The 25,977-nt window shown below is 68.0% G+C and carries 33 protein-coding genes; 15 read left to right on the top strand and 18 right to left on the bottom strand.

Annotated elements, in window-relative coordinates; genetic code table 11:
• Positions 1–7: 7 nt before the first annotated feature.
• The 5 genes from RN629_RS13715 to RN629_RS13695 all read left to right on the top strand — a co-directional run bounded on the left by RN629_RS13715 (position 8) and on the right by RN629_RS13695 (position 3,734).
• Positions 8–808, top strand: coding sequence for an acid phosphatase (locus RN629_RS13715; protein WP_407035708.1), 801 nt, complete (start codon positions 8–10; stop codon positions 806–808).
• Between the two features lie 167 nt (positions 809–975).
• Positions 976–1,875, top strand: a complete 900-nt coding sequence (locus tag RN629_RS13710) for an ROK family protein (protein WP_407035707.1) — start codon at positions 976–978, stop codon at positions 1,873–1,875.
• A 75-nt stretch (positions 1,876–1,950) separates the two neighbouring features.
• On the top strand, positions 1,951–2,511 hold the full coding sequence (locus RN629_RS13705) for a glycoside hydrolase family 108 protein (protein WP_407035706.1): 561 nt from the start codon (positions 1,951–1,953) through the stop codon (positions 2,509–2,511).
• Complete coding sequence (locus tag RN629_RS13700; RefSeq protein WP_407035705.1) at positions 2,508–2,780, top strand: 3TM-type holin; 273 nt, start codon at positions 2,508–2,510, stop codon at positions 2,778–2,780. The genes RN629_RS13705 and RN629_RS13700 overlap by 4 nt, the downstream gene beginning before the upstream one ends.
• 75 nt (positions 2,781–2,855) lie before the next feature.
• Positions 2,856–3,734 carry a tyrosine recombinase XerC gene (locus RN629_RS13695; RefSeq protein ID WP_407035704.1) on the top strand — a complete coding sequence of 293 codons (879 nt, stop codon included), beginning with the start codon at positions 2,856–2,858 and terminating at the stop codon, positions 3,732–3,734.
• Here the strand turns inward: RN629_RS13695 and RN629_RS13690 are convergent.
• Complete coding sequence (locus RN629_RS13690; RefSeq protein ID WP_407035703.1) at positions 3,731–4,336, bottom strand: DedA family protein; 606 nt, start codon at positions 4,334–4,336, stop codon at positions 3,731–3,733. The two genes, RN629_RS13695 and RN629_RS13690, sit on opposite strands and share 4 nt — an antisense overlap.
• A gap of 114 nt (positions 4,337–4,450) precedes the next feature.
• Here RN629_RS13690 and lepB point away from each other — a divergent pair, with 114 nt between their 5' ends.
• Complete coding sequence (lepB, locus tag RN629_RS13685) at positions 4,451–5,248, top strand: signal peptidase I (protein WP_407035702.1); 798 nt, start codon at positions 4,451–4,453, stop codon at positions 5,246–5,248.
• Entirely contained in the window at positions 5,245–5,910 is a 666-nt protein-coding gene (rnc, locus tag RN629_RS13680; protein ID WP_407035701.1) for a ribonuclease III, read from the top strand. Before lepB ends, rnc begins: the two co-directional genes overlap by 4 nt.
• A gap of 65 nt (positions 5,911–5,975) precedes the next feature.
• Here rnc and RN629_RS13675 read toward each other — a convergent pair whose 3' ends face one another.
• Positions 5,976–6,197, bottom strand: a complete 222-nt coding sequence (locus RN629_RS13675; protein ID WP_407035700.1) for a hypothetical protein — start codon at positions 6,195–6,197, stop codon at positions 5,976–5,978.
• A gap of 136 nt (positions 6,198–6,333) precedes the next feature.
• On the opposite strand from RN629_RS13675, the gene era reads away from it, so the two are divergent.
• Entirely contained in the window at positions 6,334–7,230 is an 897-nt protein-coding gene (gene era / locus RN629_RS13670) for a GTPase Era (RefSeq protein WP_407035699.1), read from the top strand.
• 77 nt (positions 7,231–7,307) lie between these two features.
• Here the strand turns inward: era and queG are convergent, their stop codons facing one another.
• The gene (queG, locus tag RN629_RS13665) at positions 7,308–8,372 is read right to left on the bottom strand and encodes a tRNA epoxyqueuosine(34) reductase QueG (protein ID WP_407035698.1); all 1,065 of its coding nucleotides are present in this window, start codon (positions 8,370–8,372) and stop codon (positions 7,308–7,310) included.
• Positions 8,373–8,414: 42 nt separating this feature from the next.
• Between queG and RN629_RS13660 the strand changes: the two genes are divergently transcribed.
• From RN629_RS13660 to msrB, 3 genes are read left to right on the top strand one after another with little or no spacing between them, the layout of a single operon-like run.
• Positions 8,415–9,332, top strand: coding sequence for an ABC transporter ATP-binding protein (locus RN629_RS13660; RefSeq protein ID WP_407035697.1), 918 nt, complete (start codon positions 8,415–8,417; stop codon positions 9,330–9,332).
• A complete protein-coding gene (locus tag RN629_RS13655; protein ID WP_407035696.1) occupies positions 9,329–10,555 on the top strand; it encodes an ABC transporter permease in 1,227 nt (408 codons plus the stop codon). Before RN629_RS13660 ends, RN629_RS13655 begins: the two co-directional genes overlap by 4 nt.
• A 37-nt stretch (positions 10,556–10,592) precedes the next feature.
• Positions 10,593–11,087 carry a peptide-methionine (R)-S-oxide reductase MsrB gene (msrB, locus tag RN629_RS13650; protein ID WP_407035695.1) on the top strand — a complete coding sequence of 165 codons (495 nt, stop codon included), beginning with the start codon at positions 10,593–10,595 and terminating at the stop codon, positions 11,085–11,087.
• 95 nt (positions 11,088–11,182) lie between these two features.
• Here the strand turns inward: msrB and RN629_RS13645 are convergent, their stop codons facing one another.
• Positions 11,183–11,731: a CHAP domain-containing protein gene (locus RN629_RS13645; protein WP_407035694.1), complete on the bottom strand. Its 549-nt coding sequence runs from the start codon at positions 11,729–11,731 to the stop codon at positions 11,183–11,185.
• Positions 11,732–11,901: 170 nt separating this feature from the next.
• Positions 11,902–13,782, bottom strand: a complete 1,881-nt coding sequence (locus RN629_RS13640) for a M1 family metallopeptidase (protein WP_407035693.1) — start codon at positions 13,780–13,782, stop codon at positions 11,902–11,904.
• A 108-nt stretch (positions 13,783–13,890) separates the two neighbouring features.
• On the opposite strand from RN629_RS13640, the gene RN629_RS13635 reads away from it, so the two are divergent.
• Positions 13,891–14,286, top strand: a complete 396-nt coding sequence (locus RN629_RS13635) for an HIRAN domain-containing protein (protein ID WP_407035692.1) — start codon at positions 13,891–13,893, stop codon at positions 14,284–14,286.
• A 107-nt stretch (positions 14,287–14,393) separates the two neighbouring features.
• Here the strand turns inward: RN629_RS13635 and RN629_RS13630 are convergent, their stop codons facing one another.
• The 4 genes from RN629_RS13630 to RN629_RS13615 form a co-directional block, all read right to left on the bottom strand.
• Entirely contained in the window at positions 14,394–14,630 is a 237-nt protein-coding gene (locus RN629_RS13630; RefSeq protein WP_407035691.1) for a hypothetical protein, read from the bottom strand.
• 175 nt (positions 14,631–14,805) lie between these two features.
• A complete protein-coding gene (locus RN629_RS13625) occupies positions 14,806–15,426 on the bottom strand; it encodes a LysE family translocator (RefSeq protein ID WP_407035690.1) in 621 nt (206 codons plus the stop codon).
• Positions 15,426–15,812 (bottom strand): hypothetical protein, encoded by a 387-nt coding sequence (locus RN629_RS13620; protein WP_407035689.1) that lies wholly within the window; start codon positions 15,810–15,812, stop codon positions 15,426–15,428. Before RN629_RS13620 ends, RN629_RS13625 begins: the two co-directional genes overlap by 1 nt.
• Entirely contained in the window at positions 15,809–16,486 is a 678-nt protein-coding gene (locus tag RN629_RS13615) for an EI24 domain-containing protein (protein ID WP_407035688.1), read from the bottom strand. Before RN629_RS13615 ends, RN629_RS13620 begins: the two co-directional genes overlap by 4 nt.
• Positions 16,487–16,623: 137 nt before the next feature.
• On the opposite strand from RN629_RS13615, the gene RN629_RS13610 reads away from it, so the two are divergent.
• Positions 16,624–17,616, top strand: a complete 993-nt coding sequence (locus RN629_RS13610; RefSeq protein ID WP_407035687.1) for an adenosine kinase — start codon at positions 16,624–16,626, stop codon at positions 17,614–17,616.
• Positions 17,617–17,729: 113 nt separating this feature from the next.
• On the opposite strand, the gene RN629_RS13605 is transcribed toward RN629_RS13610, so the two are convergent.
• From RN629_RS13605 to hisB, 9 genes are all read right to left on the bottom strand, one after another.
• Positions 17,730–19,268: an amino acid permease gene (locus tag RN629_RS13605; protein WP_407035686.1), complete on the bottom strand. Its 1,539-nt coding sequence runs from the start codon at positions 19,266–19,268 to the stop codon at positions 17,730–17,732.
• A 206-nt stretch (positions 19,269–19,474) separates the two neighbouring features.
• Positions 19,475–19,852, bottom strand: a complete 378-nt coding sequence (locus tag RN629_RS13600) for an HIT domain-containing protein (RefSeq protein WP_407035685.1) — start codon at positions 19,850–19,852, stop codon at positions 19,475–19,477.
• Positions 19,853–19,872: 20 nt separating this feature from the next.
• Complete coding sequence (locus RN629_RS13595; RefSeq protein WP_407035736.1) at positions 19,873–20,187, bottom strand: phosphoribosyl-ATP diphosphatase; 315 nt, start codon at positions 20,185–20,187, stop codon at positions 19,873–19,875.
• Between the two features lie 32 nt (positions 20,188–20,219).
• On the bottom strand, positions 20,220–20,375 hold the full coding sequence (locus tag RN629_RS13590) for a hypothetical protein (protein WP_407035684.1): 156 nt from the start codon (positions 20,373–20,375) through the stop codon (positions 20,220–20,222).
• Positions 20,376–20,514: 139 nt separating this feature from the next.
• Positions 20,515–21,276 carry an imidazole glycerol phosphate synthase subunit HisF gene (gene hisF / locus RN629_RS13585; RefSeq protein WP_407035683.1) on the bottom strand — a complete coding sequence of 254 codons (762 nt, stop codon included), beginning with the start codon at positions 21,274–21,276 and terminating at the stop codon, positions 20,515–20,517.
• The gene (gene hisA, locus RN629_RS13580) at positions 21,273–22,016 is read right to left on the bottom strand and encodes a 1-(5-phosphoribosyl)-5-[(5-phosphoribosylamino)methylideneamino]imidazole-4-carboxamide isomerase (RefSeq protein WP_407035735.1); all 744 of its coding nucleotides are present in this window, start codon (positions 22,014–22,016) and stop codon (positions 21,273–21,275) included. The genes hisF and hisA overlap by 4 nt, the downstream gene beginning before the upstream one ends.
• 2 nt (positions 22,017–22,018) lie before the next feature.
• Positions 22,019–22,624 carry an imidazole glycerol phosphate synthase subunit HisH gene (gene hisH, locus RN629_RS13575; RefSeq protein ID WP_407035682.1) on the bottom strand — a complete coding sequence of 202 codons (606 nt, stop codon included), beginning with the start codon at positions 22,622–22,624 and terminating at the stop codon, positions 22,019–22,021.
• Positions 22,621–22,938: a YciI family protein gene (locus RN629_RS13570; RefSeq protein ID WP_407035681.1), complete on the bottom strand. Its 318-nt coding sequence runs from the start codon at positions 22,936–22,938 to the stop codon at positions 22,621–22,623. The genes hisH and RN629_RS13570 overlap by 4 nt, the downstream gene beginning before the upstream one ends.
• The gene (hisB, locus tag RN629_RS13565) at positions 22,935–23,522 is read right to left on the bottom strand and encodes an imidazoleglycerol-phosphate dehydratase HisB (RefSeq protein WP_407035680.1); all 588 of its coding nucleotides are present in this window, start codon (positions 23,520–23,522) and stop codon (positions 22,935–22,937) included. The genes RN629_RS13570 and hisB overlap by 4 nt, the downstream gene beginning before the upstream one ends.
• A gap of 73 nt (positions 23,523–23,595) precedes the next feature.
• On the opposite strand from hisB, the gene RN629_RS13560 reads away from it, so the two are divergent.
• Complete coding sequence (locus RN629_RS13560) at positions 23,596–24,081, top strand: SspB family protein (protein WP_407035679.1); 486 nt, start codon at positions 23,596–23,598, stop codon at positions 24,079–24,081.
• A 323-nt stretch (positions 24,082–24,404) separates the two neighbouring features.
• Entirely contained in the window at positions 24,405–25,805 is a 1,401-nt protein-coding gene (gene fumC / locus RN629_RS13555) for a class II fumarate hydratase (RefSeq protein WP_407035678.1), read from the top strand.
• The last annotated feature ends 172 nt before the right edge of the window (positions 25,806–25,977 follow it).

The raw sequence follows: 25,977 nt of genomic DNA, 5'->3' as shown, positions 1-25,977 counted from the left end.
CTGGGGCATGTTCAAACGTACCGTATCCTGTCTGGCGGTGGCGCTGTTCGCCGTCACCTGCACCGCCGCCGTCGCCGAAATACGGGAGGGGGACGAGCCGGCCCATTATCTGCCCAAGGGCACCTTCGACCTGCTGGCCATCCTGCCGCCCGCGCCGCGGCCCGATGACATACGCGGGCGCGCCGATCGCGAGATCTTCCGCAAGACGCGCAAGCTCATCGGCACGCCGCGCTGGGCGATGGCGACCAACGACGTGCAACTGGACGACGACCATATGGCGCGCGATTTCTCCTGCGCGCTGGGCGTCACCCTGACGCCGCAGGCCGCGCCCGCGACGATCCGGCTGATCGAGAATGCGGGCTCCGACACCGCGCGGGGAACCGGGATCGCCAAGAATTACTATAAGCGCCAGCGCCCCTATCTGATCGACAAGGGGCCGACCTGCCAGCCCGCGTCCGAACTGCAGGGGAGTTACGATTATCCCTCGGGCCATACGACGGCGGGCTGGACCTGGGCGACGCTGCTGGCCGAACTGGCGCCGGACCGGGCGACCCAGATCCTGGCGCGCGGCCGGGCCTTTGGCGAAAGCCGGATCGTGTGCGGTGCGCACAATGCCAGCGCGGTCGAGGGCGGGCGGCTGTCCGCCACCGTGACGCTGACCGCATTGTCGCAAAGCCCCGACTTCCAGCGGGATCTCGCCGCCGCGCGGGCCGAACTGGACGCGCTGCGTCGCGATCCCGCCACGCCGCGCCCCGATGCGGCCCAGTGCCGGCGTGAAGCGGCACTGGTGGCGCAGCCCATTCTCTGACCCGTCCGCCGCCGCATCCGTTCCGCCGGGACGGATGCGGGATGGACGGCTGGAAAACCGACAATCCATCCTCTTCGCTTCGCGAAACCGCGCGACACCCTTGACCGGGACGCGCGGTTTCGCGCAGTCGCGCAAACCTTCGAGATTGCGACGGGCGGGAGAGTAGAATGACCGAGGCACAGGATCCTATCGTCGCGGGCGTCGAACTGGGCGGGACGAAATCGATCGTGCTGATCGGGCGGGGGCGCGACATCCTGGTGTCCGAACGCCTGTCCACCACCACGCCCGCCATCACCCTGGCCGCACTGGCGCAGCGGCTGGCCGAATGGCGCGAGCAATATCGGCCCGAGGCGTTGGGCATCGGCAGTTTCGGCCCGATCGCGCTGGACAAGGGCGGCATGGACTATGGCCATATGCTCGCCACGCCCAAGCCCGGCTGGGCCGGGGCGGACGTGCTCGGCGCGCTGGCGGATGGGTTCGGCGACCGGGTGGCGATCCACACCGACGTCACCGGCGCGGCGCTGGCCGAGGGGCAGTGGGGCGCGGCGCGCGGTCTGAACGACCATGTCTATGTCACGATCGGCACCGGCGTCGGCATGGGCCTCATCGTCAATGGCCAGCCGGTGTCGGGCCGGATGCACCCGGAGGCCGGGCATATCCGGGTGCGCCGCGTGGCGGGCGACGGGTTTGCGGGGGCCTGTCCCTTCCATGGCGACTGCCTGGAGGGGCTGGTCGCGGGTCCGGCGATTGCCGCGCGCACCGGCAAGCCCGCGCAGGATCTGGCCGCGGACGACCCCGCCTGGACCTTCGTCGCCGATGCGCTGGCGGAGAGCTTTGCGGGGCTGTTCCTGACGCTGGCCTGTGGCCGGATCGTGATCGGCGGCGGCGTGGGCGTCGGCCAGCCGCATCTGCTCGACATGGTGCGCCAGGCCACCGTCGAGAAGCTGTCGGGCTATCTCCCCTTTGTCGACGCGGCGCAGGTCGCCAATCGCATCGTCCATGCGCAGCTCGGCGACCAGGCCGGGCCGCTGGGCACGCTGGCGCTGGCGCGCAGCGTGCTGGCCTGATCGCCCCCATCCACAGAAATCGCTGTCCTACAACGAACCGATATGGTTCGTGTCGGTCGTCACAGGGAGGGCGACATGGGACAGCAGGATCAAGTGGCGGGGGTGGAGGCGCTGATCGCGCAGGTGATCGCGCGCGAGGGGGATTATAGCGATCATCCCGCCGATCGCGGCGGCGCGACTCGCTTTGGGATCACCGAGGCGGTCGCGCGGGCGGATGGCTATACCGGGCCGATGCGTCGCCTGCCGATCGAGCGGGCGGAGGCGATCTATCGGCGGCTCTACTGGAGCGGGCCGGGGTTCGACCGCGTGGCGGCGCTGGCCCCCCGGCTGGCGGCCGAGCTGTTCGACACCGGCGTCAATATGGGACCCGACGTCGCAACCGGCTTTTTGCAGCGGGCGCTCAACGCGCTCAATCGCGGCGCGCGCGATTATCCCGACATGAAGGCGGATGGGCGGATCGGCCCATCGACCCTGGCCGCGCTGTCGGCCTTTCTGCGCCATCGGGGGGCGGCGGGTGAGGTCGTGTTGCTGAAAGCGGTCGAGGCGTTGCAGGGCGAACGCTATCTGACGCTGGCCGAGCGGCGGCCCGCCAATGAGGCGTTCCTGTACGGCTGGCTGGCGGACCGCCTGTCATGAGCGCGCCGGACATCCTGGCGCAGGAGGCGGGCGACCCGAATGACCGCTGGACGCGGCGGGCGCGGCCGACCTTTCTCTATGTCATGTATCTGCTGCTGCTCTGGAGTATCCCTATGGGGCTGCTGGCGGGCGTCCGCCCGGCCATGGCGACGGCGATGATCCGCGGCATGACGGAATATCTGGCGGCGATTCCCGAGCCGCTCTACGCGCTCTTCGGCACCGGCTATCTGGGGTATACGGTGGCGCGCGAATGGGGGAAGCGGCGATGAGGGGACAGGGCGCCCGCATGACGGCCGGGCATTAGGCTTTGACGTGGGCGCGCGGCGCGGTCATCGCTGGGCGTCATGACCGTGCTGATCGCCGATTTCTACCGCCATCTGACCGTCGATCTGCGCCGCTCGGATCACACGGTGCGCGCCTATGTTGCCACCGCCGAGCGGTTGACGGGATTTCTGGCCGGGCATTGGGGGCGGGCGATCGACGGGGCGGCGCTGTCCGGGATCACGGCGGCGGATCTGCGTGCCTATCTGGCGCGGCGACGGGGCGACGGCCTGACGGCGGCGTCGGCCGCGCGCGAATTGTCGGCGGTGCGCACCTTTCTGCACTGGGCAGGGATCGATCCGCCCGCGCTCAAAGGGCCGCGCCGCAAGCGCAGCCTGCCGCGGCCCCAGGCTCCGGCCGACATCATCGCGCTGGCGACCGATGTCAGCGAGGAGGCGGCCGAGCCGTGGATCGCCGCGCGCGACTGGGCGGTGCTGCTGTTGCTTTATGGCGCGGGGCTGCGCATCGGCGAGGCCATGGCCTTGCCCGCCAGCATCCTGCCGCTGGGTGAGACGATCCGTGTGACCGGCAAGCGCGGCAAGGTGCGGATCGTGCCGCTGCTCCCCGAATTGCGCGCGGCGATCGAGCGTTACGCGGCGCTGCTGCCGTTCGCGCTGCTGCCCGGGGAGCCGCTGTTCCGGGGGACGAAGGGCGGTCCGCTGTCGCCCGCGATCATCCGCCGGTCGGTGCGCGGTGCGCGCGACAGGCTGGGGCTGGGCGGACGGACGACGCCGCATGCGTTGCGCCACAGCTTCGCCACGCATCTGCTGGGGCGCGGGGCCGATCTACGCCAGCTTCAGGAGTTGCTGGGCCATGCCAGCCTGAGTTCGACGCAAATCTATACCGAGGTCGATGCCGCCCGGCTGCTCGACATCTATCGCACCGCGCATCCCAGGGCCTAACGCGGCCCGCGCGGCGTCCAGGTGAGGACGCGCCACAGATAGCCGATGGCGATCGCCACCGTCATCAGGATCGCGGCGGGGCCGACATAGCGATCGATCACCTCGAAATTCGCGCCCAGCCAGAAGCCGGCATAGGCGAGGATCGCATTCCAGATCGCGCTGCCCGCAAAGGTCCAGAGCAGGAACCGGCCGAGCGGCATCCGCGTGATCCCGGCAGGCAGCGAGATCATCGTCCGAAAGGCGGGCATGAAGCGGAACACAAACACCACCCATCCGCCATGCCGGACGAAGAACCGGTGCAGCCGTTCGACGTCGCGCCATTCCATGGTCAGCCAGCGGCCATGCCGGTCGACAAACGGGCGGAACCGCTCATAGCCGATATGGCGGCCGACCGCATACCAGGCGTAATTGCCCACCGTCGTCCCCGCCGTGCCCCACAGGATCAGCGGCACCATGTCCATGTCGCCGCGCGCGACCGCCATGCCGCCCAGGCCCAGAATGACCTCCGACGGGATGGGCGGCACGATGTTTTCCAGCGCCATCAGCAGGAAAATGCCGAGATAGCCGCCCCATGCGATCAGGTTCAGGATGAAATCGGTCATGGGCTCTGGAATGTACCGATAAGGACGGGGGCGGTTCCCCTATCCGGGTCGGCGACACCGCGAAAGGGGGGAAGCCGCTTGACGGCGCGGGCGGCTTGCGCGAACCCGCAGGCTATGGCCGACACACCCCAAAAATCGGAGGCGAAGGAGACGCTGCGCTTCTTCCTGAAGCTCGCTCTGTTCGTCTTCGTCCTGCGCAGCTTCCTGATGACGTCGTTCGTCATTCCGTCGGAATCGATGCTGCCGCGTCTGCTGGTCGGCGATTATCTGTTCGTGACCAAGTGGAATTATGGCTATTCGCGCTGGTCGCTGCCGTTTGGCCTGCCGCTTCTGCCCGGGCGCATCCTGGGACGCGATCCGGCGCGGGGCGATGTGGTGGTGTTTCGCTCGCCCGGCCCCGACGATCACGATGTCATCAAGCGGGTGATCGGCCTGCCTGGCGATACGATCCAGGTCACCGACGGACAGGTGATCCTGAACGGCCGCCCCGTGCCCCGGCAGCGCGTCGCCGATTTCATCCTGCCGCTGACCCCCAATTTCGGCGCGGACAAATGCGGCACCGAGCATCTGGGCGTCGTCGCGGGCAAGCCGGTATGCCGCTATGCCCGGTTCCGCGAGACCCTGCCGGGCGGCAAGCGCTATGACGTGCTGGACCAGGGCAATTTCCCCGATCGCGACGATACGGTCGTCTATACGGTGCCTGCTGGCCATGTCTTCCTGATGGGCGACAATCGCGACGACTCGGCGGACAGCCGCTTCGCGCCGCCAATGGGGATGGGCTATATTCCGATGAACCGGCTGGAGGGGCGCGCGGCGGTCACCTTCTTCTCGACCGATGGCTCGGCTGAATGGATCAAGCCCTGGACCTGGGTGACGGCGGCACGCTGGCACCGGATCGGAGAGGGGTTTTGAGCGCGGTCGACACGTGGCTGGCCGGGATTCTGGGCCAGGCCCCGGCTGATCTCGCGCCCTTTCATCGCGCGCTGACTCATGGCAGCCAGGCGGCCGAGAATTACGAGCGGCTGGAATTCCTGGGCGACCGGGTGCTGGGCCTGGTCATGGCCGAATGGCTGTGGGAGCAATTCCCGAACGAGCCAGAGGGGCAGTTGTCGCGTCGGTTGAACGCCTTGGTGACGGGCGCGGTCTGTGCCGATGTGGCGCGCGACCTGGGCGTGCGCGAGCATCTGCGGCTGGGCAAGCAGGCGCGCGACGATGGCGCATCGGACAGCGACAATGTGCTGGGCGACGTGATGGAGGCGCTGATCGGCGCCTGGTATCGCGAGGCGGGGCTGGAGTCGGCGCGGGCCTTCATCCATGCATCCTGGGGGGACCGGGTCCACGCCCATGCCAAGGCGCCGCAGCATCCCAAGTCGGCGCTTCAGGAATGGGCCGCCGCGCACAACCGCAAGCCACCCGAATATGTGGTGGTCGATCGCTCCGGCCCGCATCACGCACCGCGCTTCACCGTGGCGGTGCGGATTGGCCGGACGGCGGAGGTCAGCGCGACCGGGGCCAGCAAGCAGGAGGCGGAGACGGCCGCCGCCAAGGCGTTGCTGGCGAAGCTGAAGGCTTGAGCCATGCCGGTCCCCGGCGCAGGCCGGGGACCGAAGCGGAACGGCGTTCAGCCTGACCCCGCTGCTCAGTGCGCCTTGGCGGCGGCGGCCTGTTTCCTCGCCTCCACCTTGGCGCGGTGATGGCCGATGGCGCAGCCCGCCGCGGCACCCAGCACGGCATGGCCCTTGCCGACGAAATGCCCGCCGACCGCGCCAATGGCCGCGCCCTTCAGGCACCCCTTGGCCGAGGCGGGACCCGCGACGGTCAGCAACGCGGCGGCCGACAGGGCGGTGAGAAGGGTTTTCATAACGTCGCTCCTTGTTCTGGAAGTCGGGGCGAGAATGCGCGTGCCGCCGTGGCCGGTGGATGATGGAGCCATTACATCCCGTCCATGCGGGCTTTCGCTTGCGGGCATGGGCGCTTCACCTGTACCGCGTCTGGTCATGACAGAACAACGTTGCGGCCTCGTCGCCGTCGTCGGCGCGCCCAATGCCGGCAAATCCACCCTCGTCAACGCGCTGGTCGGCCAGAAGGTCGCGATCGTCAGCCCCAAGGCGCAGACGACCCGCGCCAAGCTGCTCGGCGTCGCGATCGAGGGGGAGGCCCAGATCCTGCTGGTCGACACCCCCGGCATCTTCGAGCCCAAGCGCCGGCTGGACCGCGCGATGGTCGCCGCCGCTTGGGAAGGCGCGGAGGGGGCCGACATCCTGGCGCTGGTCGTCGACGGCAAGGGCGGCGTGGGACCCAAGGTCACCGCCATCGCCGAGTCGATCGCGCATCGGCCCGAGCCCAAGCACCTGATCCTCAACAAGGTCGATATCAGCGACAAGGCGCGGCTGCTGGGCCATGCCGAAAAGCTGAACGCGATCGTCGGCTTCGATGAGACATGGTTCGTCTCGGCCGCGTCCGGCGACGGCCTGCCCGAGTTGAAGCGCCATCTGGCCGGGCTGATGCCCGAAGGGCCGTGGCATTATCCCGAAGACCAGGTGTCCGACGCGACCGAGCGTGCGCTGGCCGCCGAGGTGACGCGCGAGCAGATCTATCTCCAGCTCCACGCCGAGCTGCCTTATGCCAGCGCGGTGGAAACCGAGGCGTATAAGGAGCGCGAGGATGGATCGGTCGAGATCCACCAGCAGATCCTGGTGGAGCGCCCGACCCAGCGCGCCATCGTGCTGGGCAAGAACGGCCAGCGGATCAAGGAGATCGGCGCCAGGGCGCGCGAGGAACTGTCGCGCATCCTGGGCCACAAGGTGCATCTGTACCTGCATGTGAAGGTCCGTCCGGGTTGGGACGAGGATCGCGACGTGTACCGCGATATCGGGCTCGACTGGGTGGAGTGAGTTTTCGGGGGGCGGCGCGACCGGGTTTTCAGCCGAGCGGCCCTCCAATTCTTCCCGCTACCGGCGAGGAAACGGACTCATGGCTCTCTTTCGCGGGCATCCGCCGCGCCGAGCCGTCCCAACGCCCATGCCGCCGCCTCGACGACGACGGGATCGTCATCGCCCAGCAGCCGTTGCAGCACCGGCACCAGTTCCGCCGCGCCGCTATTGCCCGCCGCGATCGCCGCGTTGCGCACCATCCGGTTGCGGCCGATCCGCTTGATCGGCGAGCCGGAGAATATCTGGCGGAATTCGGCATCGTCCAGCGACAGAAGATCGCCGAGTTCAGGTGCCGTCAGTTCCGCGCGGGGGTGAAAGGCCATGTTCGCCTGGGCCGCCGCGGCGAACTTGTTCCACGGGCACACCGCCAGGCAATCGTCGCAGCCATAGATACGGTTGCCGATCGCGACGCGGAACTCCTCGGGGATCGGCCCGGCATATTCGATCGTCAGATAGGATATGCAGCGCCGCGCATCGAGCTGATAGGGCGCGGGGAAGGCGTTGGTCGGGCAGGCTCGCTGGCAGGCGTCGCACCGGCCGCAGGTATCGCGCGCCACCGCGTCCGCCTCCAGGTCCAGCGTGGTATAGATCGCGCCGAGGAACAGCCAGCTGCCATGGTCGCGGCTGACCAGATTGGTGTGCTTGCCCTGCCAGCCGAGCCCGGCCGCCTCCGCCAGCGGCTTTTCCATCACCGGCGCGGTGTCGACAAAGACCTTGAGCTCGCATCCCGCCTCCTGCGCCAGCCAGCGGCCCAGCGCCTTCAACTGCCGCTTCACGACATCGTGATAATCGGCCCCTTGCGCATAGATCGAGATGCGGCCGATCCGCCCCTGGTCCGCCAGCCGCATCGGGTCTTCGGCCGGCGCATAGCTGACGCCCAGCGAAATGATGCTCTTGACGTCCGGCCAGAGGCTGGCGGGGCTTTGCCGCTGATGGGCGCGGTCGGCCATCCAGATCATCGACCCGTGTCGTCCCTCGGCCAGCCATTGGTGCAGCCGCTCGATCGTCCTGGGCGCGGCATTGGCATGGGTGATGCCGACCGCGGCAAAGCCCAGTTCGGCCGCCTTCGCCTTGATCCGGGTTTCCAGCTTGTCTTTCGCCACGCCCGCCCGCTACCACAACCGCACGGCTTGGAGGAACAGCGCTTGGATAATCAGTGGGCGGTCAGCGCCTCGGGTCTGGCAAAGCGCTTCGGTGAACGGCGGGTGGTGGACGGGGTCGATATCGCGGTGCCGACCGGCGCGGTGTACGGCGTGCTGGGGCCGAACGGCGCGGGCAAGACGACGACGCTGCGCATGCTGCTGGGCATCATCGAACCCGATGAAGGGCAGCGCACGCTGCTGGGCCATGTCCATCCGCGCGAGGCGAGCGATCTGGTCGGCTATCTGCCCGAGGAACGCGGGCTGTATCCGGCGATGAAGGCGCGCGAGGCGATCGCCTTCATGGGCGCGCTGCGCGGGCTCGACTGGGCGACGGGCCGCGCCCGGGCGGGGAATCTGCTCGAACAGGCCGGGCTGGGCCATGCCGCCGACAGCAAGATCCGCAAATTGTCCAAGGGCATGGCCCAACTCGTGCAACTGCTCGGCTCGGTCGTGCACCGCCCCAAACTGCTGGTGCTGGACGAGCCCTTTTCGGGGCTGGACCCGGTCAACCAGGAGCGACTGGAAGCCTTGATCCTGGGCGAGCGCGATCGGGGCGCGACGATCCTGTTCTCCACCCATGTCATGGCCCATGCCGAGCGGCTGTGCGACCGGCTGGCGATCATCGCGGGCGGGCGGCGGCGATTCGAGGGGACGGTGGACGACGCGCGCGGCACGATGCGCGCGCGGGTCCGCTATCGTCCGCGCGATCCCGACCGAGTGTCGCCCGACCTGTTGCCGGACGACGCGGCGCGCGACGGGGCGGACTGGCGCTTCATCCTGCCCGATGACGGGATCGAGCCGGTATTGGGCCGATTGCTGGCGGCCGGGGCGGGGGTGTCGAGCCTGTCGATCGAGCGGCCCAGCCTGCACGAGGCGTTCGTTCGCATCGTCGGCGCGGCCGAGAGCGAGATGGCGGCATGAGCCCGGCCCGTCGCCTTTTGCGCCAGACGCTGACCATCGCCCGGCGCGACTTCATCGCCACCGTCTTCACGCCGATCTTCCTGCTGTTCCTGTTCGCGCCGCTCATCATGGTCGGGTTCAGCACGATCGGTGCGCTGGGCGCGCAGCGCGCGGCCGACCATGGTGCCGACACGGCGCGCATCGTCGTCATCGCGCCCGACGTGTCGGCCAGGGCGCTGGTCGAGGCGGATCGGCGGACGCGGGCGCTGTTTCGACGGGACGAGGAGCCGCCCACGCTGCTCACCATCGCGCCCGCGCGCGATCCCGCCGCCCAGGCCCGTCGCGCGTTCGAGGCGAGGGCATATGACGCCACCGCCGTTCTCTATGGTCCGCTCGATCGGCCGACGATCCTATACGCCCCCGGTCGTGCGCGGACGGCGGACTATCTGGCCATGCTGGCTGGCAATGCGCTGTCGGCCGAGCGACTGGGCGGCGAATGGCCCGAAGTGGTCGCGAGCAAGACCGTCTTCGCCCGCCAGCGCCCGGCATTGGGTGGACGGAACGAGACCGCATTCCTGGCGGTGTTCGGCATCTTCTTCCTGACCTTGTTCCTTGCGGGGCAGGTGGTCGGCACCATGGCCGAGGAGCGCTCGAACAAGGTGATCGAGGTGCTGGCCGCCGCCGTGCCGCTGGAGGCGGTGTTCCTGGGCAAGCTGCTTGGCATGTTCGGCGTCGCGGTGCTGTTCATCGGTTTCTGGGGCACCGTGCTGGGGCAGGTGAGCAGTATGTTGCCGCCGACCTTCGCCGACAAGGTCGGGACATTGTCGCCGGCGGTCGGGTTGCCGATGTTCGTCCTGCTGTTCGTCGCCTATTTCACCATGGCCTATCTGCTGCTGGGGGCGGTGTTCCTGACGATCGGCGCGCAGGCCTCGACCATGCGCGAGATCCAGATGCTCTCGCTGCCCATCACCATCGTGCAGGTGGGCATGTTCACCCTGACCCTGTCGGGCCTGTCGCAACCCGATGGCTGGCTGGCGCTGGTCGCCGAGGTCTTCCCGCTCTCCTCGCCCTTTGCGATGGCGGGGATGGCGGCGGCGCGCGACTCGCTCTGGCCGCACGCGCTGGCGCTGGCGTGGCAGGCGATGTGGGTGGCGATCTTCATCACGCTGGGCGCGCGGCTGTTCCGGCGGGGCGTGCTGCAATCGGGCAGCAGCCGGCCTTTCTGGCGGCGCAGCGCGGGGTAGCGCTTTCGCGGCGCGGGGCGGTCCCTATCTGGAGGATATGATCGCATCCGCCTGTGATCGTCGCGCTTTCCTGTCGCTTGCCGGGTTCGGCATGGCGGGATTGGGCCTGAGCGGCTGTGGCCGGGAGGCGGCGGCGGCCGAGCGGTTTCCGGTCACCATGTCGGACGCGGCCTGGCGGCGAAAGCTGGGGCCGGTGGCCTTTGCGGTGCTGCGACGCGACGGGACCGAGCGGCCCTATAGCAGCGCGCTGAACGATGAACATCGCAGCGGCGTCTTTGCCTGCAAGGGCTGCGGCCAGCCGCTCTTCTCCTCTGCGACCAAGTTCGACAGCGGAACCGGGTGGCCCAGTTTCTGGGCGCCGCTGCCCGACGGGGTGGGGACGCGGCGTGACCGGTCGCTGATGATGGCCCGGGTGGAGGTGCATTGCCGTCGCTGCGGCGGGCATCTGGGCCATGTATTCGACGATGGTCCCAGGCCGACGGGCAAGCGCTATTGCATGAACGGTGTCGCGATGACGTTCCGCGCGACCTGATGCCGGATGGTCTGCGCTATCCGGCCAGTAGTGTCGTGCGCGGGCGATGTCCGGGCAGGGAAGAGCCGGTCGGGCTGGAAGGACCGGCGGACCGCTTATTCGACCGGGGCGGCGAAGGTCAGGATACCCGCGGCGCGGCCGCTGTCGCGCGAGGCGATCTCGGCATTCGGCAGGGTCGGCGCATGGTGCCGGTGGCTGGCATAGATGAAGCCCTTGGTCGGATAGGCCGAGGTACCCAGGCCGCCATTGGGGCCGTACCAGACCTTGACCATCGACCAGTCGTTGTCGGGCGAGATGTCGATCGCGCGGACGTCGCGCTCGATGCCGCCGCGACGCGACCAGTTGGCGTGGGTCAGGAGGACTTCACGGTCGCCGACGACCTTGCTGACCATCGCGACATGGCCGACGCGCATCCGGCTGGTCGCTTCAAAGGCGAGGACCGAGCCCTCCTGCGGGGTGTGGCCGCGGTCGTAGCGGCCCTGGGCCTGGCCCCACCAGGTGTTGGCGTTGCCGTGAAGATCGATGCCCGAAATCTCGCGGGCATAGGGCGCACACTGCCAGAACTGCGCCGCAGCAGGGGTGGCCATCATCAGGCCGCACGATGCCATCAGCGCGAATCGCACTGCAAATGCCTTGAACTTCACATGACCCCCCGGTCGGAATGTCGGTGTGGGTGTCGATTAACGGGGGCTAAACGGGATGGAAAGCGCCGCCCGAACCATATCGGGTGAACGGTGTTCGGGCGGCGATGACCTGAAGGATCGGCGGCGAAACGAGAATATCGTTCCTCGTTTCGCCGTCCGAATGGCTCGGCTTATCGTCCGAGAAGCCGATCGACCGTCACCTGGGTCACCGCATGATAGCCGGGACGCGCCTTGTCATAGATTCGCCGGGCTAGCGCCTGGCCCCATTCGCCCTGTCCCTGAAGCTCCTGGAACAGCGGCGCTACGAACTTGCGGCGGCCCTGCGACGTCAGGAATCGCTCCGCCGAGGCTTCGGCTGGCGGATAGCGGTTGGCGAGGGCGAGGCGCAGCCAGGCGAAGCGGATCTCGCTATTGCCCGTCTCGGTCCAATGGAACCGCCCGTCGAGCGCGGCGAGCCGTTCGGCGGACAACTGGCGCGGCAACTGGTCGAGGAAGCGGACATATTCCTGGGTCGTGACCTTGTCGGGCACCGCCGACACCGGGCCGCCCGCCGCGAACGCTTTGGCTGCCGCGTCGATCGCGGGGAAGGCGTCGGAACGGACATGGACCGCGTTGGCGGGAATGCCCGGCTGATAGACCCATTGGTCGATGCCGATCTTCTCCGCCTCGCCCGGCTTGAGCAGATGGGTCTTCAGGTCGGTCAGGAAGCCCGCACTGGTCTGCGGCTGGAAGGCATGGCGGTCGAAATAGCCGCGCAAATACGCGTCCCAGCGCGCCCGGCCCACGACGGATTCGATCGTGCGCAGGAAGGTCGCGCCCTTGTCATAGGCGATCTGGGTCATGCCATCGTCGGGATCGCGAGCGGCGTTCAGGTCGAGGTGCAGCTTGGTGTCGGGCGATTGCGGGCCACCGGCTTCCTTCAGGGCATTCTGCATGTCGGTCCAGGCCAGATCGGCTTCCATCGCCGCCCGGCGCTTGCCGTACATCGACTCCATGATCCGGTTCTCGAAATAGCTGGTGAAGCCTTCGTTCAGCCAGAAATCGTCCCAGGTCGCGTTGGTGACGAGGTTGCCCGACCAACTGTGCGCCAGTTCATGCGCGATCAGGCTGACCAGGCTGCGGTCGCCCGCCAGCACGGTCGGCGTCGCGAAGGTGAGCATGGGGTTTTCCATGCCGCCGAAGGGGAAGCTGGGCGGCAGGACCAGCACGTCATAGCGGCCCCAGCGATAGGGCCCGTACAGCCCCTCGGCCGCCTGCACGAACTTGTCGAGTCCCGCAAATTCCCACGCCGATTTCTCGAGCATCGCGGGTTCGGTCCAGATGCCGGTGTTCGCGCTGAGCGCCTTGAACTTCAGGTCGCCGATGGCGAGCGCGATCAGATAGGGCGCGACGGGCTTGTCCATGCGATAGCGCGCGCTGTGGCGACCGCCTTCGCACGGCGTTTCGCCGGTCCGCTCGCCGCTCATCACCACGGTCAGCGCGCAGGGGGCGTTGATGGTCGCGTCCCAGGTCTGGCGGATGCCGGGCGAGTCCTGTGTCGGAATCCAGCTGCGGTTGAGGATCGCCTCGCCCTGGCTGAACAGATAGGGGTGCGTCTTGCCAGCGGTCTGTTCTGGCGAGAGCCATTGCAGCGCCTTGGCCCCCGGTGCGGAGGCATAGGCGATGCGCACCCTCCGGTTGCCGTTCAGGGTGATGACGAGCGGGGCACCATGCACCGCATCGCCCTTGCCCACCATATAGGGCAGGGGGCGGTTCTGCGCATCGGTGACCGCGACGATGCGCAGGCCATTGTCGTCGACCACCAATTGGCGAGCGTCGGGCCGGGCATCGACCGACAGCGTCGCGACGCCGCGCATCACATGCGTGTCGAAATCGGCGTAAAGGTCGAGCGAGACATGGGTGACTCGTGCCTCCAGCGGCCGGGCGAAGCTGTGGACGTCGCGCGCATCGGGGCTGGTCAGCACCGGCGCGATGGTCGGCGCGGCGGCAGCGTTGGAGGCGACGGCGGGAGATTGGGCGGCGAGCAGCAGCGCCAGGGCGGCAACGGACATGGACACTCCGAACGGAAAAGGAGGATCGTACCATAGCCGGATCGCCGCGGAATGGGAGGGCATCTGGACGATGCGCGGTCGCGGCGCCAGTTAGGACAGATGGATGAAATGACGCTGGCCGTGGTCGGGATCGACTTTGCCAATGAGGACAGGGTGCGGAGCAACCGCCGTTTCGAGGTGATGGCGTCGGCGCCGGGCGATCCGGTCGGCCTGCGGCCCGAACCCCGGAACCGGCATGATCCCAACGCGGTGGCGGTGTTCAGCGCGCGCGACGTGCAGATCGGCTATCTGTCAGCCGAGCGGGCACCGTTGATCGGCGCGCGGTTGCGGCGCGGCGAGGAGGTGCGGGCGATCTTTCAGGGGTTGCGCGGATCGGTGGCTTATATCCGCGTGCGCTTTGGCGGGGAGGTGCCGAGCCTGCCGCGCGCAGCGGATCGCCCGGCCGTATCGGTGGGGGATGATGATTTCCATCCCGATCCGGACGGCCCCGAATGGGGCGCATGACGATCGGGGATGGCAGCCAACAAAAAGGGAGCCGAAACCGGCTCCCTTTCCTCGCATCGAATGCCATGCGATCATGTCTGGAGCGGAGGAAAATCCGCCCCCGACAATCAGTTGCTGTCCGAATCGTCGTCCTTGGCGATCGCGACGACACCGATCGCCACGACGCCAGCGGCGATGATCGCGGCCAGGATGCCGCCGCCAGCCAGCTTGTTGCCCTTGGCGGTCGGGGCCGAAGCGCGGACCGACTTGGAAATCGACAGGCTCGAAGCGGGGTTGGCCGGAGCAGCGGCGACCGGAGCGGCGACCAGCGCGGTGGCGGCAACAGCAGACAGGAACTTCATCATCGTTTAATCTCCCATGGCGAACGACCGCCAAGACGCGGTAATGTTCTACATTCTGATAGCGCAAAAGCGCCGATCCGCAAAATTGTTCCTGCACCGCATCAATTTTTGCAGAGATGAGGCGCCAATTTGCAACACATCCCAAGCATGACATTTCCTTAATTGTTTGGAATGTTGGTCAGCGCCGCATCGCCGCGGTCGCCAATCCTGCGAAGATCAGTGCGCAGCCTCCGGCGCGGTGGGTCCAGGCCTGTGCGCGGGCCGACCGAACCATGCCGCCCGCCCGCGAAGCCGCCCAGGCATAGGCCGAATCCGTTATTGCCAGGGTGAGGACGAAACTGGGTACCAGCACCAGCACTTGCATGTGATAGGGCCGCGCGGGATCGAGGAATTGCGGCGCGAAGGCGGCGAGAAACAAGATGGTCTTGGGGTGAAAGGTCCCGACGCCCAGATTGCCCAGAAAGGCCGCGCGCGGCGCGATCATGCGCGGTCGGATCGCCATCGCCCGCGCATCCCGCGCGCGCCACAGCCCGATGGCGCCGATGGTGACGAGATAGGCCGCGCCCGCCCATTTGAGCAGGCCGAAGAGCAGCGCCGATGTGGCCAGCAGCGCGCCGACCCCGGCCAGGCTGGCGATGGCGGCCAGGCTGTTGCCCAGCATCAGTCCCGCGACCGAGGCAAAGGCGGTGCGGCGTCCCGACCCGATCGCATAGCCCAGGATCGCGGCGACGCCCGGCCCCGGCACCAGGCCGATGACCAGGGTGGCGAGGACGAAGGCGATCCAGAGATCCGGCCGCATCAGCGCCCGCCGTCGCGCCGGACCAGCGCGGCGACGCAACTGGCGCGGTCGATCCCGCTGCCATCGGGCTCGCGCGCGTCGATATAGGTCACGCGCGGCTCGCCCCCGTCCTTGGGGTAGAGATAGGCGTCGAGGACGCAGAACCGCCCCTGATATTGCAGCTTGCGCGCCGAGCCCTCGCGCACATCCGCATCCGCCGTGCCGAACAGCTTGGTCAGTCCGGCGGCGTCCTGGCCCAGCACCCGCTCCAGTCCGACGCTGGTATAGGGCACGGGCACCGGCGCCATGCCGCCCCGCACCGGCGCGGCGGTCTGCGGCACGGTACAGCCCGCCAGTGCGGCCAGCGGCAGCAGCAGTCCGAAACCCGCCCGCCAAAATCGAGTCATGCCTGTCGTCTCCGGTGGAAGAAATGTGTCGCCATGCTCGCCCCCAGGATCGGCGCGAGCAGGTTGAGCCCCGGAACCACGAACAGGGCGGCGGCGGCAAGGCCCAGCAGGAAGCGGCCGGGCCCGGTCGCCTTGCGCCAGCGACGCATCGCGGCGCGGTCCATATGCCGCGCCGCGACCATGTCGCCCAGATCGCGGGCCAGCAGCCAGCCATTGACCAGCAGGAACGCCACCGCCGTGCCCACGCCGGTGACCAGCAGGCCGATATAGGCGGGCAAGAGGATCAGGTTGATCGCCAGCACCCGCGCCGCCGAGCCCAGCCCCATGGCGACCCCGCGGGCGAGCGGCACGGGCCGCGCTTCGGCCAGTGCCTGTGGATAATGGCGCGCCTCGACCGCCGCGACGATCGCGTCGGCGAACAGCCCGACCACGGCCACCGCGACGGCGCGAAAGGCCAGCCACAGCGTCACGACCTCGACCAGCACGACCAGCGCGGCGGACCAGTTCCCCGCCTGATCGCCCAGCCATCCGTGCAGCACCGCCCGGATGCCCCACCACAGGCCGATGCCGGCCAGCGCGAAGATCGCGAGCGTCAGCGCCAGCGACCGGATCAGTACCCGGCGAAAGGCGGGGTCGCCCAATTGGGCCAGCGACAGGAAGAAGGCGCCGAGCATGGTATCGGGGATGGCGCGCCCGGCGGCCCCAAGTCAATGCGCCGCGCGGGCGAGGCCGGATCGGCGGTCTCCCTTGCGCCGGTTTCGCGCCCTGACTAGGGCGGCGTCATCTTTCTGATTGTCCCGGAGCCTTTTTCTTGACCAACCCCACTTATGACGTGGTGGCGATCGGCAATGCCATCGTCGATATTCTTGCCCCCGCCGAGGATGACTTCATCGCCGAACAGGGAATGACCAAGGGCGCGATGCAACTGGTCTTCTCGACCGAGGAGGCCGACGCGCTCTATGCCAAGATGGGGCCAGGCCGCGAGATTTCGGGCGGCTCGGCGGCGAATACACTGGCGGGCATCGCGGCGCTGGGCGGCAAGACCGCCTTTATCGGCCAGGTCGCCGACGACCAGCTGGGCCAAGTGTTCGCGCACGACATCCGCGCGGCGGGCGTCCGCTTCGACACGCCGGTGCGCCCCGGCCAGCCGACCACCGCGCGCTGCATGATCTTCGTCAGCCCCGATGGGCAGCGGACGATGAACACCTTTCTCGGCGCGTCGCACTATCTGCCCGCCGAGGCGCTGGACCGCGCGCTGATCGCGGATGCGGCCTATCTCTATATCGAGGGCTATCTCTGGGATCCCGAAGAGCCGCGCGCCGCGATGCGCGCCGCGATCCAGGTCGCGCGCGAGGCGGGGCGCAAGATCGCCTTCACCGCCTCGGCCGAATTCGTGATCGATCGTCACCGGGCCGATTTCCATGCGCTGATCGATAGCGGCCTGATCGACATCATCTTCGCCAATGAGGCCGAGATCCTCGCGCTGACCGAATTGACCGATGTCGAGGCGGCGATCGCCTCGCTCAAGGACAAGGTCGAGCTGCTGGTCGTCACCTTCTCCGAAAAGGGGGCACTGGCTATTCGCGGCACGGAGCGGGTCACGGTCCCGGCGCATCCGGTCGACCAGGTGGTGGACACCACCGGCGCGGGCGACCTGTTCGCGGCGGGCTTCCTCTATGGCCAGGCGCGGGGCCAGGATCTCAAGGCGTCGCTGACGCTGGGCGCGGCCTGCGCCGCCGAGATCATCAGCCATTTCGGTGCGCGGCCGCAGGTCGACCTGAAGGTGCTGGCCGCCAGCCTCTGATCGCCATGCCGTCCCGGCTGTGCCCCGGGACGGACGGCGCACTTGGTATTGCCCCATGGGAAAAGGGCCGGAGGATTGCTCCTCCGGCCCTTTTTCGTCCTGCCGTCGCCCGATCAGCGATCGAGCGGTTTGGCGAATTCCGGCTGCATCGCGGGATCCTCGACGACGTCCACGATACCGCGCCCGACATGGCTGCGCTTGCGGCTGTAGAAGAAGTAGATCAGCAGGCCGATCGCGCCCCAGCCCGGCAGGACCAGGATGGCGATCAGCGGCAGCGAGAAATACAGATAGGCGCAACCGATCATCGCGGCCGGGCCGACCAGCCACACGGCGGGCGTGCGGAACGGGCGCTTGCGGCCGGGGTCGGTGCGGCGCAGCACCATGACCGACAATGCCACCATGAAGAAGGCGAACAGCGTTCCCGAGTTGGAATAGTCCGCCAGCTTGCCGACCGGCAGGAAGGCCGAGGCGATGGTGGCGGCGACGCCGGTGACCATCGTCACGACATGGGGCGTGTGATAGCGCGGATGCACCGCGGCCAGCTTTTCGGGGAGCAGGCCGTCCCGCGCCATGGTGAAGAACACGCGGGTCTGGCCGAACATCATCATCAGGACGACCGAGGGCAGCGCGAGCGTGGCGGCCAGGCCGATCAGGTTGCCGATCTTTTCCCACCCGATGGTGCGCAGGACATGCGCCAGCGCCTCGCGCGAGCAGGACAGCGGCTCGGCCGCGCCGCCGGCGACGATCGCCTTGCACTGGGCGGCGAGTTCGGAGGTGCCGGGCGACAGCACGGTACCGGCGGCGTCGCGCACGGGCTGCGCCCCCAGCGGCGATCCGATCGCACCGGCCGAGACCATCAGGTAGAAGACGGTGCAGAACAGCAGCGAGGCGATCAGGCCGATCGGCACGTTGCGCTGCGGATTCTTGGTCTCCTCGGCGGCGGTCGACACCGCGTCGAAGCCGACATAGGCGAAGAAGATCGACGCCGCCGCACCGGCCACGCCGGTCAGCCCGGTCGGCATGAAGGGTTGGAAATGCGCGCCGTTGATGACCGGCACCGACAGCGCGATGAACAGGGTCAGCGCGGCGACCTTGATGCTCACCAGGATCGCGTTGAAGCGTGCGCTCTCGGTCGTGCCGATGACCAGCAGCCAGGTGACGAGCAGCGAGATGACGACGGCCGGCAGGTTGATGTAACCGCCCGAGGAGGGACCGTTGACCCATTCCACTGGTATGTCGATCCCCAGCAGATTGCGGATCTGTCCCACGACATAGCCCGACCAGCCGACCGCGACGGCGGACGCGCCGACCGCATATTCCAGGATAAGGGCCCAGCCGACCATCCAGGCGAGCAGTTCGCCCATGACCGCATAGGTGTAGGTATAGGCCGATCCCGCGACCGGGACCATCGAGGCCAGTTCGGAATAACAGAGCGCCGCGACCGCGCAGACGAAACCCGCCAGCACGAACGACAGCATCATCCCCGGCCCGGCCTTCTGCGCGGCTTCGGAGGTGAGAACGAAGATACCCGTACCGATGACGGCGCCGATGCCCAGCATGGTGAGCTGGAAAGCGCCTAGCGATCGTTGCAGCCCCTTCTTCTCTGCGGTCGCCAGAATGGCGTCCAGAGGCTTAACGCGCCCGAAAATCATGAATGTCCAATCCCCCCAGGGAAGGGCCGCTTCCCACGGAGAGAAGCGTACCCGGCGTTCGGTGAATGACCGGGGAGGTTAGCTGCAATTTTATTACGTGCAATCCCTAAGACGCGAAGGATGCGGCGAGGAGAGGGGAAAGATGCGGGTCTTTGCCATGTTCTCGCCCCTTCCGCAGGCGCGAGGCGGGCGCCGGCGTGCCGCCGTCAGCGTGCCAGCATGAGACCGAGCGGTTTGCCGGCCAGGATATGGACATGCATGTGCGGAACCTCCTGCCCGCCGTCGGGACCGATATTGGCGAGCAGGCGATAGCCCGGCACGACCGCGCCCGCTTCGCGCGCGACATGGCCCACCGCGCGGACGAAACCGGCAATCTCGGCCTCGCTGCCGCGCGCCGAGAAATCGTCCCACGAGACATAGGCGCCGCGCGGGATCACCAGGATATGGGTCGGCGCGTGCGGCGCGATGTCGTGGAAGGCGATCGCCCATTCGTCTTCATAGACGCGGCGCGACGGGATCTCGTCGCGCAGGATCCGGGCGAACACATTCTGATCGTCATAAGGCAGGGTGGCGTCGATCGGCATCGATAGTCTCCGAAGGGAAATCAGCGGGCGCGCGCGGCCTTTTCCTCATGTCCCGACACGCCGTCGCGCCGGGCGAGTTCGGCGCGGACATCGTCGAGCGACAGCCCCGCATCGGCGAGCAGCACGATCAGGTGGAACATCAGGTCGGCCGCCTCGGACACGATCTTGTCCGGTTGCGCCATGGCGGCGATCACCGTCTCGACGGCTTCCTCGCCCAGCTTCTGCGCGATCTTGGGGCGGCCGCGCGCGAACAGGCTGGCGGCATAGGACGTGGCGGCGTCGCCCGCGTCACGGCGTTCGCGGATCGTGGCTTCCAGGCGGTCGAACATGTCCATGGCGGTGTGGGTGACGCGATGCGGGCGCGTCGTCAATCCTTGCGATGGCGACGGCGCAGCGTTCGGCGCAGAAACCAGACGGCGGCCACCGCCGCGACGAACAGCGCGATATCGGACCATTCGGGATGCGGCCGGCGCGGAACGGGCGCGACGGGCGTGGCGGCGGCGGTCAGGATCGCGACAGGCATGGGCCCATCCTATCGTCGGATCGACGGCTTTTGAACCCGTTCCGGTCCGGCTGTGGATCGGTGGTCGGGCGGGCGGGACGGCCTGGAGGAATCGCGGCCAGAGCCGTCCCGCATGGGCATCCCCATGCCCCGGATGTTCTCAGTGCGTTCGGACGGGAATGCCTGCCGCCGCGAGGGCGCGGTGCGCGTCCGCGATCGAGGCCTCGCCAAAATGGAAGATCGACGCCGCCAGCACCGCCGAGGCATGCCCATCGTGCACCCCCGCGACCAGATCGTCCAGCCCGCCGACGCCCCCCGACGCGACCACCGGCACGCTGGTCCGGTCGGCGATGGCGCGGATCAGGTCGAGATCATAGCCGCCGCGCGTCCCGTCGCGGTCCATCGACGTGACCAGCAACTCGCCCGCGCCCAGCTCGGCCAGCCGCAGCGCGTGTTCGACCGCGTCGATCCCGGTCGCCTGCCGCCCGCCATGGGTGAAGACCTCCCAGCCATCCGCCGTCCGCCGCGCGTCCACGCTGGCGACGCAGCACTGGCTGCCGAATCGCCCGGCAATGTCGGAGACGACTTCTGGACGGCTGACGGCGGCGGAGTTGACCGCGACCTTGTCCGCCCCCGCCAGCAGCAGCGCGCGCGCATCCTCCGCCGTGCGCACCCCGCCGCCCACCGTCAGCGGCATGAAGCATACTGCCGCCGTCCGCCGCACCACGTCCAGGATGGTGCCGCGCGCCTCATGGCTGGCGGTGATGTCGAGGAAGCACAGTTCGTCCGCCCCGGCGGCGTCATAGGCCCGCGCCTGTTCGACCGGATCGCCCGCGTCGATCAGGTCGACGAAGTTGACGCCTTTGACCACCCGCCCGTTCGCGACGTCGAGGCAGGGGATGACGCGCGCGCGGACGGTCATGCGGCCGCCGCCACCGACAGCGCGGCGGCAAGATCGAGCCGGCCGTCATAGAGCGCGCGGCCGGTGATCACGCCCTCGACCCCGTCCTGATGATGGAGCGCGAGCATATGGATATCGCCGATCCCCGCCACGCCGCCGCTGGCGATGACCGGAATCCGCACCCCACGGGCAAGGTCGACGGTGGCGGGGACGTTGCAGCCCTTGAGCAGGCCGTCGCGGCCGACATCGGTAAACAGCAGCGACGCCACGCCCGCATCCTCGAACCGCCGCGCCAGGTCCTCGACCGAGACGTCCGACACGTCGGCCCAGCCGCGCGTCGCGACCATGCCGTCCTTGGCATCGACCGCGACGACGATGCCGCCGGGATAGGCCTTGGCCATGTCGCGGACGAAATCGGGATTTTCCAGCGCCGCAGTGCCGATCACCACGCGCGCGACGCCCAGGTCGAACCAGCGTTCGACATTCTCCGGCTTGCGGATGCCGCCGCCCAATTGGACATGGCCGGGAAAGGCCTTGACGATGGCCTGCACCGCCTCGCCATTGACCGATTCGCCTGCGAACGCGCCGTCGAGATCGACGACATGCAGATGCTGCGCCCCCGCCTCGGCGAACAGCATCGCCTGCTGGGTGGGGTCGTCACCATAGACGGTCGCGCGGTCCATATCGCCTTCGGCGAGGCGGACGACCTGGCCGCCCTTCAGGTCAATGGCGGGGAAGACGATCAGGGAAGAGCGGGGCAGGCTCACGGATGCCACTCCAGGAAACGGGTCAGAAGCGAGAGGCCGTAACGCTGGCTCTTCTCGGGGTGGAACTGGACGCCGACCACCGTGTCGCGACCGATCGCGGCGGTGACGGGGCCGTCATGGTCGGTGGTCGCCAGCACATGCTGGCCGGTAAAGGCGTAGCTGTGCAGGAAATAGGCCTCACCCGGCACGATCAGCGGATGGTCGTGCAACGGCCGGACATCGTTCCAGCCCATATGCGGCACTTTCGCGGCCGGGGCGGAAGGGGCGAGTCGTGCGACGCGGCCCGGAATCCAGCCCAGCCCGCGATGCTCGCCCATCTCCTCGCCCATGTCGGCGAGCAACTGCATCCCGACGCAAATGCCCAGAAAGGGCCGCGCGCGGGTGAGGGCGGTGACGCGCAACGCCTCTTCCAGTCCGTCGATGGCGCGCAGATTGGCGGCGCACGCCCCGAACGCGCCGACGCCGGGCAGGACGATCCGGTCGGCCTTTGCGATCACGTCCGGGTCGGCGGTGATGACGACATCGTTCGCCCCCGCCGCCCGCAGCGCGTTCTCGACCGAATGGAGATTGCCCGATTCGATGTCGATCAGCGCCAGCGTCATGCGAAAAACCCTTGCAGCGCCGTCGTCGCCATGCCGGCGGTGAACGGAATCACGGTGCGGGTCGCCAGCCCCTCGGCGATAAAGGGATCGTCGTCGCTCAGCGCCGCGACCGAATCGGCGTCGCCACGCATCACGATCACGCCGCCGGTGCGCGGCACCCGCCGCCCGCAGGTGAGGATATGGCCCGCAGCGAACCCGGCCGTCAGCCATTCGCCATGACGGGGCAGCGCCGCATCGATCGCGTCCAGCGGCGCGACATAATCGAGCAGCACGACGCACATCGGGGCGTCGGGGCGGATCGCCGCCTCGCTCACAGCATGCCCTTGGTCGAGGGGATGGCGTCGGCCTTGCGCGGGTCGATCTCGACCGCCATCCGCAGCGCGCGGGCGAGGCCCTTGAAGATGCTCTCGGCGATGTGATGGTTGTTGTGGCCGTGCAGCAGCTCGACATGCAGCGTGATCCCGGCCTCCTGCGCAAAGCTGTGGAACCAGTGCTCGATCATCTCGGTCTGGAGCGTGCCGAGCATCGGATTGGTGAACGGCACCTTCCACACCAGCCAGGGCCGCCCCGAAATGTCGAGCGCGGTGCGGGTCAGCACCTCGTCCATCGGCGACAGCGCCTCGCCATAGCGGCGGATGCCGCGTTTGTCGCCCAGCGCCTTGGCAAAGGCCTGTCCGATCGCCAGCGCGCTGTCCTCGGTCGTATGGTGGCCGTCGATATGCAGGTCGCCCTCGACCTTGACCGACAGGTCGATCAACGAGTGCCGTGACAACTGGTCGAGCATATGGTCGAGAAACCCGATGCCGGTGGCGTTCTGGTAAACGCCGGTGCCGTCGAGATTGACGGTGACGTCGATGACGGTTTCCGCGGTGGCGCGGTGGACGGAGGCGGTGCGCATGGCCCCTCCCTTAAACACCTATCCGTCCCATGCAATCTTGACCCGCGATCAAAGGCCGTTAGTCCATGGGCGCATGACCGAAGGATTGCCCGACAGCCTCATCCCCTATGACGACATCGTGCAGGAGGCCCTGCGCGCGGTGGTGGGGCGTGTGCTCGGCCCGGTGGCGGAGACGGGGCATCTGCCCGGCACGCACCATTTCTACATCACGTTCAAGACGCAGGCACCCGGGGTCGACATCCCGCAGCGCCTGATCGAACGATTCCCGGACGAGATGACGATCGTCCTGCAGAATCGCTTCTGGGATCTGACGGTCGACGAGAATCGCTTCTCGGTGGGCCTGAGTTTCAACCAGGTGCCGTCAAAGCTGGTCATTCCCTATTCGGCGATTACCCGGTTCCACGACCCCGAAGTCCAGTTCGAGCTGGGCTTTCATGTCGCCGACGATCCCCAGGGCGATCCCGATCCGCATGGGTCGGCCGAGAATGACCAGCCGATCGCCAAGCCGGTCGATGATGGCAGCAACGTCGTCGCCGTGGACTTCAAGCGCAAGAAGTAACGCAACGGCGTCCCGTGTTGGGCTGATGCGCCTGCTCTAGATGACTCATCAGGGCGGGCGCATAGGCATTGCAACGCGCCACCTCCGCGTTCTCCGCGCCTCCGCGCGAACCCAAATCCTCCTTCCACCCCGGCGAAGGCCGGGGCCCAGGTGCCACCAAGCGGATGGCGCGCGCCGCCTTGGCGGGGGAGGCGGACATCAGGCGCTATTGCCAATCCATAGCAACTGGGCCCCGGCCTTCGCCGGGGTGGTGCTTTGAGAGGGGCTCTGGAACGGCTATATTCGCCGGGAACCCATCCCCTGTCCGGTGAGTCCCTAACGCCATGACCCAGACCCCAACCACCCGCACCGAAAGCGATTCGATCGGCCCGATCGACGTCCCCGCCGACGCCTATTGGGGCGCGCAGACCGAGCGGAGCCTGGAGAATTTTCCCTTCGGTGCCCGCGAGCGGATGCCGATCGGCATCGTCCATGCGCTCGCCATCGTCAAAAAGGCGGCGGCGCGAATCAATCGTGGCCATGGGCTGTCGGCGGAAAAGGCCGATGCGATCGAGGCGGCGGCGCAGGAGGTGATCGACGGGCGCCATGACGACCAGTTCCCGCTGGTCATCTGGCAGACCGGGTCGGGCACCCAGTCCAACATGAACGCCAATGAAGTGATTGCGGGCCGCGCCAACGAGATGCTGACGGGCACGCGGGGCGGCAAGTCGCCCGTCCACCCCAATGACGACGTCAATCGCGGCCAGTCGTCCAACGACACCTTCCCGACCGCGCTCCATGTCGCGGCCGCGCTGGCGGTGACGCGGCAGCTCCTGCCTGCGCTCGACCGGCTGCACGCCGCGCTCGATGCCAAGGCGAAGGCATGGGATTCGATCGTCAAGATCGGCCGCACCCATTTGCAGGATGCTACGCCGTTGACGCTGGGCCAGGAGTTTTCCGGCTATGTCCAGCAACTCGCTCATGCCCGCGACCGGATCGAGGGGGCGCTCCACCGCAACATCCTGCCGCTCGCGCAAGGCGGCACGGCGGTGGGCACCGGGCTCAACGCGCCGCATGGCTTTGCCGAGGCGATCGCGGCGGAGATCGCCGATGCCACCGGGCTGGACTTCGTCACCGCGCCCAACAAGTTCGAGGCGTTGGCCAGCAATGACGGGCTGGTCGACCTGCACGGGACTCTGAATGTCCTTGCGGTGGCGCTGACCAAGATCGCCAACGACATCCGCCTGCTCGGCTCCGGCCCGCGTTCGGGGCTGGGCGAGCTGGAACTGCCCGCCAACGAACCGGGCAGCTCGATCATGCCGGGCAAGGTCAATCCGACCCAGTGCGAGATGCTGACGATGGTAGCCGCGCAGGTGATCGGCAACAATGCCGCCGTGACGGTGGGCGGCTTGCAGGGGCATCTGGAACTCAATGTCTTCAAGCCGCTGATCGGGGCGAATGTGCTGCGGTCGATCCATTTGCTGGCGGTCGGGATGGAGAGCTTCGCGACCCGCACGGTCGAGGGGATGACGGTCGATCGCGACCGGATCGCCGCGCTGCTCGACCGCTCGCTGATGCTCGTGACCGCGCTCGCGCCCGAGATCGGCTATGACAATGCGGCCAAGATCGCCAAGCACGCGCACCAGAAGGGGCTGACGTTGAAGCAGGCCGGGCTGGAACTGGGCCTGGTCGACGAGGCGACCTTCGACCGGGTGGTGCGCCCGGAGGCGATGCTCGGTAGGTGAAGGTGCGCCATTGGCAGGGCTGAACGGCGGGATGGGAGGAAGGCGGGCCCTAGGGTGCGTCTGCATTTGCAGGATTTCCATGAGGCGAGAGTTCTGATTCAAGGTTGGTGAAGGAGCCAGGCCTTGAGCAGACGGACGCTGACGGACGAGCAATGGGAGCGGATCGCGGGTT

The sequence above is a fragment of the Facivitalis istanbulensis genome (assembly GCF_040560405.1).
In the GTDB taxonomy this organism is placed as follows: Bacteria; Pseudomonadota; Alphaproteobacteria; order Sphingomonadales; family Sphingomonadaceae; genus Sphingomonas; species Sphingomonas istanbulensis.
The sequence above is the reverse complement of the archived record's forward strand: the minus strand, read 5'-3'. Positions and strand labels throughout refer to the sequence as shown.